Genomic DNA, 7,179 nt, shown 5'->3' with positions numbered 1-7,179 from the left:
GAGCGCTCGGGTCCGGTCCGGGCCGGGCCCCGGGCCGGTCACCCCACGTCAGCCGACGGCCCGGTCAGGGCCGGTTCAGCGCGTCCGTGAGGTGGCCCGCCGCCTCGATGACGGCCTGGGAGAGGCGGGCCCCCGGGTGCCGGCTGAGCCGTTCGATCGGCCCCGAGACGGAAACGGCGGCCACCACCCGGCCGGCCGGGCCCCGCACGGGCGCGGAGACGGAGGCCACGCCGGGCTCGCGCTCGCCGATCGACTGGGCCCACCCCCGGCGCCGCACCCCGCTCAGCGCGGTGGCGGTGAACCGGGCGCCCTGGAGTCCGCGGTGGAGCCGCTCGGGCTCCTCCCAGGCCAGCAGGACCTGGGCAGCGGACCCGACCTTCATCGGCAGCGCGAGGCCCACCGGCACGGTGTCCCGCAGGCCGAAGAGGCGTTCGGCGGCCGCCACGCAGATCCGGACCTCGCCCTGCCGGCGGTACAGCTGGGCGGTCTCGCCGGTGACGTCGCGCAGGTGGGTGAGGACCGTGCCCGCCGCGGCCAGCAGGCGGTCCTCACCGGCCGCCGCCGAGAGCTCGGCGAGGCGCGGGCCGAGGACGAACCGGCCCTGGAGGTCCCGGCCGAGCAGCCGGTGGTGCTCCAGCGCGACGGCGATCCGGTGGGCGGTCGGCCGGGCCAGCCCGGTGGCGTCGACCAGCCCAGCCAAGGTGGCCGGACCGGCCTCCAGGGTGCCGAGGATCGAGGTGATCTTGTCGAGCACGCCGACGCCGCTCGTGTTCTCCATGGACGGGTACTCCAGTCTCAGATCCCGTGAGCGACGGGTGGGTACGGCTCACGGGCGCTCCGGTGGGGTGGGAGCGGGGTGGTCAGCGGAAACAGGCCTGCGGGAACAGCAGATCGCCTGCGCCGAGCACGAAACGGGTACGCGAAAGGGCCGGGGCGGGAAGCGCCCGGGCGAAGGACAGCACTGAGAGCACCGTGTCTCCTCATCTTCCCCGCGCCACGTTGGCGACAGGCCGGATTTGGCACTGACCCCGGACGGCACGGCGCGTACTTCGGACGCCGGGTCGAACGGGGAGTTGCCGGGGCTTCGTAGGGCCGGTCCCTCCACCCCTCTGGATGATTCGCGAAGAACCATACAAGATTTCCCGGCCGCCCCGCCAAACCCTTTCCCGACCGCCCCTCGACCCGGAGCCCACCGGGGTCCTTGACCACGGATGATTTAGATTTCTAAACTATTTCCATGACTGCGACCCCGGCGACCTCAGCACCCCCGAAGAAGCCGCTCAGGTTCAGGATCGGCATCGCGCTCCTCATCCTGAGCGCCCTGACCTACGTGGCCGTCCTCGTCATCCTCTTCCTCCCGCTGGAGTCCGGCACCAAGGCCGCCGCCTTCGGCGGGACGCTCGTGGTCGCCGAGACCTGCGCCCTCATCGGCATGGCGGGCGTCGGCAAGGAGGCCGTCCGGGCGGTCCGGTCCCGCCTGGGGCTCAGGAGGCGCAGCCGCGCCGCCGAGCAGCCGCCGACCACGGACTGACGGGCCCGATGGACACCGGAGAAAGACCCGACAGCGCCGACCTGCACGCCCGCATCACCCGGATCGACCGGCTCTTCGCGGACCTGTGGCTCCTCTCGGAACGGCACGCGCCCCGCTACGGCGACTTCGGGCTCACCGCCCAACAGCACCTTGTGCTCGGGCGGATCGTGGCCGACCCGGGCATCACCCCCAAGGACCTGGCCGAGCGCCTGGGCGTGTCCAGGGGCGCCGTCAGCCAGCACCTGGCGCGCCTGGAGGAGGACGGCTACCTCTCCCGGCAGCGCAGCCCCCAGGACGGACGCGTCCACGTCCTCCGCCTGGAGGCCCGCGGCGCGGCCTACCGGCAGGCCGTGCTCCGGTACGAGCGGGAGCTCCACGACGCCTACGTCGCGAAGCTCTCGGCCGCGGACATGGCGGAGATCGAGTCCGCACTCGGGAAGTTGAGGCGGGTGTTCGAGGACTGACGTCACCCGCCGTGGCCGCTACTCCGGATCGATCAGTCGGGACCGATCAGTTGGAGCCGGTCACTTGGCGCCGGTCACTTGGGGCCGATCAGTGCAGGCCGATCACTTGAGATCGATCACGAGGCCGCCCGTCCGCGCCTCTTCGTTCGTGACCTTCGTCCTCGGGTGCCAGAGCACCTGCACCGAGTAGGAGTCCGAACCGCCCGGCACGTCGGGCAGCACGATCGGGAACCGGCAGGCGGAGTCGTGGTACTCGCCCTGCCCCAGGGTGCCGGTCGCCACCACCCGGCCCGCCGCGTCGCGAACGGTCACCAGGGCGTCCTTGTCCACGTCGTCCAAGCCCCTGGCACCGTTGCAGGTACCCGACTTGGTGGGGTCGGAGGTGCTGATCCGTGCCTGGCCCACCAGCGTGAAGGGCTCGTCGTCCCCGGGTCCGGACAGGCCCCAGGCCAGTCCGACGGCGCCGGCGCCGACCACGAGTCCGGCAGCCGCGAACACCGCCGGGGCCTTCCAGGGCCGGAGCCGGGGCTCCTGCGCAGGCTCCGGCGGAGCCGCCTCCGTGGCGGGTATCGGAGCGACATTCTCTTCATACGATGCGTCAGACATTCGCACAGCATGGCATCGAGCGCTTCGCCCGACGAGGAGTTATCTCGACCGGGGCCTGCCCGCGCGGCCGCCACCGACCGGCCGTGCCGACCGGCCATGGGGGCTGGCCATGGGGCCGGCAGCCGTCGGGGCACGGAAGAATGGGGCGGGTGACCAGCACTCAGCCGCTCCCCCGGGGCCTCACCGCCCTCATCCCCGACGCCCGCACCCAGGCCACGCCCGGCGAGCGGGCCGCCTCCCAGCTCCTCCACCTGCGCGAGGCGACCGTGCCCGTGCCGGTCCTCGCCGCGGCCGCCGAGCTGATCACCCCGTTGCTGAAGGACCAGGACCCGGCCACCCGCGCCGCCGCCACCGCCGTCCACACCCGCCTGCTCGCGGCCATCGAGGAGGCCACCCCCTGGCGGTAGCCGGCCGGGCGCGGCAGGGCGAGGGCCGAGCCCCTTCGCGACGAGCCCTCGCGAGGTGCAACCCTCGGGTTGCACCCGGCGGTGCGACGTGCAACTCTGGAGTTGCATCCATTGTCCGCAAGCGAAGGAGCCCCCTCATGAGCGAGGACCGGATCGAACGCGAGACCCTGATCGAGGCGCCCCTGGAGCGGGTCTGGTCCCTGGTGGCCGAGCCCGGCTTCTGGGTCGCCGACAAGGCGAGCCTGCCCGGCACCGTGGCCAGGGAGGGCGAGGAGCTGGTGGCCAGGAACCCGGAGTACGGCGACTTCCCGGTACGCGTGGAGAAGGTCGAGCCGCCGACCTACCTGGCCTACCGCTGGGCCAGCGCGTTCCCCGGCGAGGAACTGCGCGAGGACAACAGCACCCTCGTCGAGTTCACGCTGACCCCGGAGGACGGCAGGACGCGGCTGCGCGTGGTCGAGAGCGGCTTCGCGGCACTGGCCGGCTCCGAGGAACTGCGCGGCAAGGCGGTCGAGGACAACACCGGCGGCTGGCGCCAGGAGCTCGACGCGCTCAGGACGCGCGCCGAACAGCCCGCCACGTGACCGACGAACCCCACGGCGCCGCCGAGGCGGTCGACACCGTCCTCACGGCCCTGGCCGACCCGACGCGACGCCGGCTGCTCGAACTGATCGCCGCGCAGGGCGAGGCCACCGCGACGACGCTCGCCCGGCACCTCCCCGTCTCGCGCCAGGCCGTGGTCAAGCACCTCGCCGTCCTGGACGCCGCCGGGCTGGTGAGCGGCGACCGCATCGGGCGCGAGGTGCGCTACACGGTGCGGCCCGCGGCGCTCGACGCCACGGCGCGTTGGATGGCCTCGCTCGCCGCCGACTGGGACCGCCGGCTGGCGCACATCAAGCGCCTCGCCGAGGCCGCGGAGCACGACTCCCGGACCACGCGTGACCACGCGTCACGCCCACCGGAACAGCCTCACGGAAGGGCATGAGCTAGGCCTGAGTGCGGCCGGTCACCCGCCTGCCCATCCCTCCGCCCCTCCGTCCGTCCGTCAATGCACCGAGCGGGAACTTCACCTTTCGGGGTGGTTAGGTCTCGCTTTTCCGTAGGTAGTCGAACCGCCCCTTCTCCGAGGGCCTGGTACGAATGCGGAGCGACAGAAGATCCGGTACGGGCGGGGGAGTTGACACGGATGCGGGCGAGGACGGGGATCACGACGGCAGGGACCACGACGGCGGGCACGACGGCGGGCACCACGACGGTCGCCGTGGCCGGGGTCGAGTGCGGCTGGGGCAGTTCGGGGAAGTTGAGCGCGGTCCTGTCCGCCCTCCGGGCCCACAGCAGCAGGCGGCTGAGATTCATCGGCCTCGCCTCCGGGTTGGGCAGACCGCTGCTCGCCGAACAGCCGGTGGAGCGCTGGTTCGACCTCCCGGACGAGCGGTCCGACCAGGAGCTGGACCGGATCGTCCGGGCGCAGCGGGTGGAGGCGGCACTGGTGGTACTGGACGGCGTGCTGGCGAAGGCGTTGCGGGCCTGCGGGGTGCCGGTGGTGTTCGTGGACAGCCTGCCGTTCCTCTGGACGGACGGCGACCGGCCCGACCTCCCGCTGGACGCCGAGGTGTACTGCGCCCAGCGGTGCGTGGAACTGCCGCCGGAGGGCGCCGGGGTGCTGGCCGACGTGCACCGGCTGCGCTGGGTGGACGCCGTGATCGCCGACGGCGGCACCGTCCGCAGCAGCCCTCCCACGCCCCACCCTCGGCGCGCCCTGCTCAACCTCGGCGGGCTGCGCGCGCCCCACCTCACGGACTGGGCGAGCTATCCCCAGCTCGTGCTGCCCGCCGCGCTGGAGGCACTGACCGCGAGCGGGGTCACCGAGGTGCACATCGCGGGCAACCTGCCGGCCTGGCTGGCCGCGCAGTTGGTCGACTCCTGCGCCCACCCGCCCGTGACCACCGTCGGCGCCCTCCGCCACCAGGACTTCCTGCACCGCCTCGCCGACTGCGACGTCCTGCTCACCTCCCCCGGGCTGACCACCCTCCTGGAGGCCGGGCAGCTCGGCACCCCCACGCTCTGCCTGCCGCCGCAGAACCTCAGCCAGATCTTCAACGGCCGCTTCCACAGCCGGGTACTCGGCGCCGACGTCCGCCTGCGCTGGCCACCGGAGGTGTTCGACGAGGAGGAGGCACTGGCCCTGCGCGCCCACGGCGCGGGCAAGGCCCTCGACCTGATCCACGGCGGCATCGCCCGCGCCGCCGACCTCGGCCGCCACCGTACGGCCGCGGCCGTACGGGAAGGCCTGGTCGAGAAGCTCAGACAGTTGGCCTCCGTGGCTGCCACCACTCCTCCCGCCCCGGACTGGACGGCGTTGACGAGCGCGGTCGGCACGGCCGGTGCGGCCCAGGTCGCCGACGCGCTGCTGCGGCTACTGGCCGAGTCCCCGGAAGCCGACCAGCCACTCCGCTGACCAGGCCGGATCACCCCGACGGAGGGCTGCCGCGTGTCCCCGGGCCGGTGGGGGCCGTTCTCAGGCTCGGTGCCGGCGACGCGCCGACCACCCCTCCGGCACCCACGCCTGCGGCCCTGCTTCCGACGTCCCCGAGGTTTCCGAGGTCCTCCATGATGAAGTCCACCGGCCCACCCTTCCGGCCGGTCACGTCCGCCCGGTTCACCACCACCGTCCAACGACTCCTCGACCGGCCCGGTGCGCCCTCCCGCGCACGGCGCCTCCTCCCCCTGATCGCCGTCCTCACCGTGCTCCTCTCGGTGGGCGCCGCGCCACCCGGCCGCGCCCCCTCCGACCCGACCCGCACCCCCGGCGCCCCCGCCTACACCGTGGAGTTGAGAAGCGACGCCACCGGAGCTCACTGGCGCGGCCACGAGCGGATCGTCTTCACCAACACCTCGCCCGAGCCCCTGCACGAGGTCTACCTGCGCCTCTGGGACAACTTCCGCGGCGGCTGCGCGACCCCGTCCGTCCGGGTGACCGGTCTGGACGGCACCGCGGAGGTCGACTGCACCGCGCTGCGCGTCCCGTTGGCCCACCCGCTGCACCAGGGCGCCTCCGACACGGTCGAGTTCGACCTCGGCGTCGACGTCCCCGACGGCCTCGACCGCTTCGGCCGGGACGGCGCGTTCAGCTTCATCGGCAACGCCCTGCCCGTCCTCGCCGTCCACGACGGATCGGGCTGGCACCTGGACCCGTACAGCGAGCTCGGCGAGTCGTTCTACGGCCTCGCCTCCGACTTCGCCGTCACCCTCGACCACCCCACCGAGGTCCTGGTGCCCGCCACCGGCACCGCCGTCGACACCCCCGGCGGCCCGGGCCGCACGGTCACCCGGATCGGCGCCCGGCAGGTCCGCGAGTTCGCCTGGGCCGCCGGGCCCTTCCACCGGATCGAGGGCCGGTCCGGCGACGGCGTCCGGGTCGCCGTCTACTCGGTCAGCAGCGTCTCCGCCGAGGACGCCCGCGCGATGCTGGACCTCTCCCTGCGGACCATCGACGACCACTCCGCCCGCTACGGCCCCTACCCGTACGGGGACGTCGCCACCGTCCTCGACGACGCCTTCGAGTTCGGCGGCATGGAGTACCCGGCCTTCGTCCTCGACCGGATCCGACCCTCCGCCGTCATCCACGAGCTGGCGCACCAGTGGTGGTACGGCATCGTCGGCGACGACCAGTACCGCGCACCCTGGCTGGACGAGTCCTTCGCCGAGTACGCCATGGACGTCGAGATGGGCCGGACGAAGGAGGGCTGCACCGCCGCGACTCCCTTCCGGAGCCCGGCCGAACGCCTCACCAATCCGATGAGCTACTGGGACACCCACCCCGACCGCTACGAGGCGGTCATCTACGACCACGGCTCCTGCGCCCTGCACGAACTGCGCCGGCTGATCGGCACGGACACGATGTCCGCGCTGCTGCACGACTACGTCCGCGCCCACTGGTTCGGCGTCTCCACCACCGCCGAGTTCAAGGCCGCCGCCCAGGCCGCGACGTCCGTCGACCTGACGCCCTTCTGGCAGGAGCACCGCATCGACTGATCCCCGACCCGCACCGGCCACCTCCCGGCCCCTCCCGTTCCCGCACCCTCCCGTTCCCGCACCCGACCGAACCCCCGGCAGCAGTCCCGTCAAAGCCCCCACCAGCAGCTTTAATCGGTGGCCCTCCCGTCCCAGC

General features: G+C 73.2%; 9 protein-coding genes and 1 riboswitch. Of the genes, 7 read left to right on the top strand and 2 right to left on the bottom strand.

Going from position 1 to position 7,179, the window contains the following annotated elements; genetic code table 11:
* Positions 1-64: 64 nt before the first annotated feature.
* Complete coding sequence (locus ACFXPX_RS12155; RefSeq protein ID WP_380398676.1) at positions 65-778, bottom strand: IclR family transcriptional regulator; 714 nt, start codon at positions 776-778, stop codon at positions 65-67.
* A gap of 199 nt (positions 779-977) precedes the next feature.
* Positions 978-1,120, bottom strand: a riboswitch (SAM riboswitch).
* 117 nt (positions 1,121-1,237) lie between these two features.
* On the opposite strand from ACFXPX_RS12155, the gene ACFXPX_RS12150 reads away from it, so the two are divergent.
* Positions 1,238-1,531, top strand: coding sequence for a transporter suffix domain-containing protein (locus ACFXPX_RS12150; RefSeq protein ID WP_380531425.1), 294 nt, complete (start codon positions 1,238-1,240; stop codon positions 1,529-1,531).
* An 8-nt stretch (positions 1,532-1,539) separates the two neighbouring features.
* The gene (locus tag ACFXPX_RS12145) at positions 1,540-1,995 is read left to right on the top strand and encodes a MarR family winged helix-turn-helix transcriptional regulator (protein ID WP_380531422.1); all 456 of its coding nucleotides are present in this window, start codon (positions 1,540-1,542) and stop codon (positions 1,993-1,995) included.
* Between the two features lie 102 nt (positions 1,996-2,097).
* On the opposite strand, the gene ACFXPX_RS12140 is transcribed toward ACFXPX_RS12145, so the two are convergent.
* A complete protein-coding gene (locus ACFXPX_RS12140) occupies positions 2,098-2,493 on the bottom strand; it encodes a hypothetical protein (protein WP_380640882.1) in 396 nt (131 codons plus the stop codon).
* A 257-nt stretch (positions 2,494-2,750) separates the two neighbouring features.
* Between ACFXPX_RS12140 and ACFXPX_RS12135 the strand changes: the two genes are divergently transcribed.
* The 5 genes from ACFXPX_RS12135 to ACFXPX_RS12115 all read left to right on the top strand — a co-directional run bounded on the left by ACFXPX_RS12135 (position 2,751) and on the right by ACFXPX_RS12115 (position 7,043).
* A complete protein-coding gene (locus ACFXPX_RS12135; RefSeq protein ID WP_380640880.1) occupies positions 2,751-3,008 on the top strand; it encodes a hypothetical protein in 258 nt (85 codons plus the stop codon).
* 137 nt (positions 3,009-3,145) lie between these two features.
* Positions 3,146-3,592: an SRPBCC domain-containing protein gene (locus ACFXPX_RS12130; RefSeq protein WP_380398667.1), complete on the top strand. Its 447-nt coding sequence runs from the start codon at positions 3,146-3,148 to the stop codon at positions 3,590-3,592.
* Positions 3,589-3,993, top strand: a complete 405-nt coding sequence (locus ACFXPX_RS12125) for an ArsR/SmtB family transcription factor (protein WP_380640878.1) — start codon at positions 3,589-3,591, stop codon at positions 3,991-3,993. Before ACFXPX_RS12130 ends, ACFXPX_RS12125 begins: the two co-directional genes overlap by 4 nt.
* A 201-nt stretch (positions 3,994-4,194) precedes the next feature.
* Positions 4,195-5,466, top strand: a complete 1,272-nt coding sequence (locus tag ACFXPX_RS12120) for a hydroxymethylcytosylglucuronate/cytosylglucuronate synthase (protein ID WP_380640876.1) — start codon at positions 4,195-4,197, stop codon at positions 5,464-5,466.
* Positions 5,467-5,618: 152 nt separating this feature from the next.
* Positions 5,619-7,043, top strand: a complete 1,425-nt coding sequence (locus tag ACFXPX_RS12115) for a M1 family metallopeptidase (RefSeq protein WP_380640874.1) — start codon at positions 5,619-5,621, stop codon at positions 7,041-7,043.
* Positions 7,044-7,179: the final 136 nt, after the last annotated feature.

It is taken from the genome of Kitasatospora sp. NPDC059146 (assembly GCF_042786665.1).
Lineage (GTDB): Bacteria > Actinomycetota > Actinomycetes > Streptomycetales > Streptomycetaceae > Kitasatospora.
Note: the sequence above shows the minus strand (reverse complement) of the source record. Positions and strands in the feature narration are given on the sequence as shown.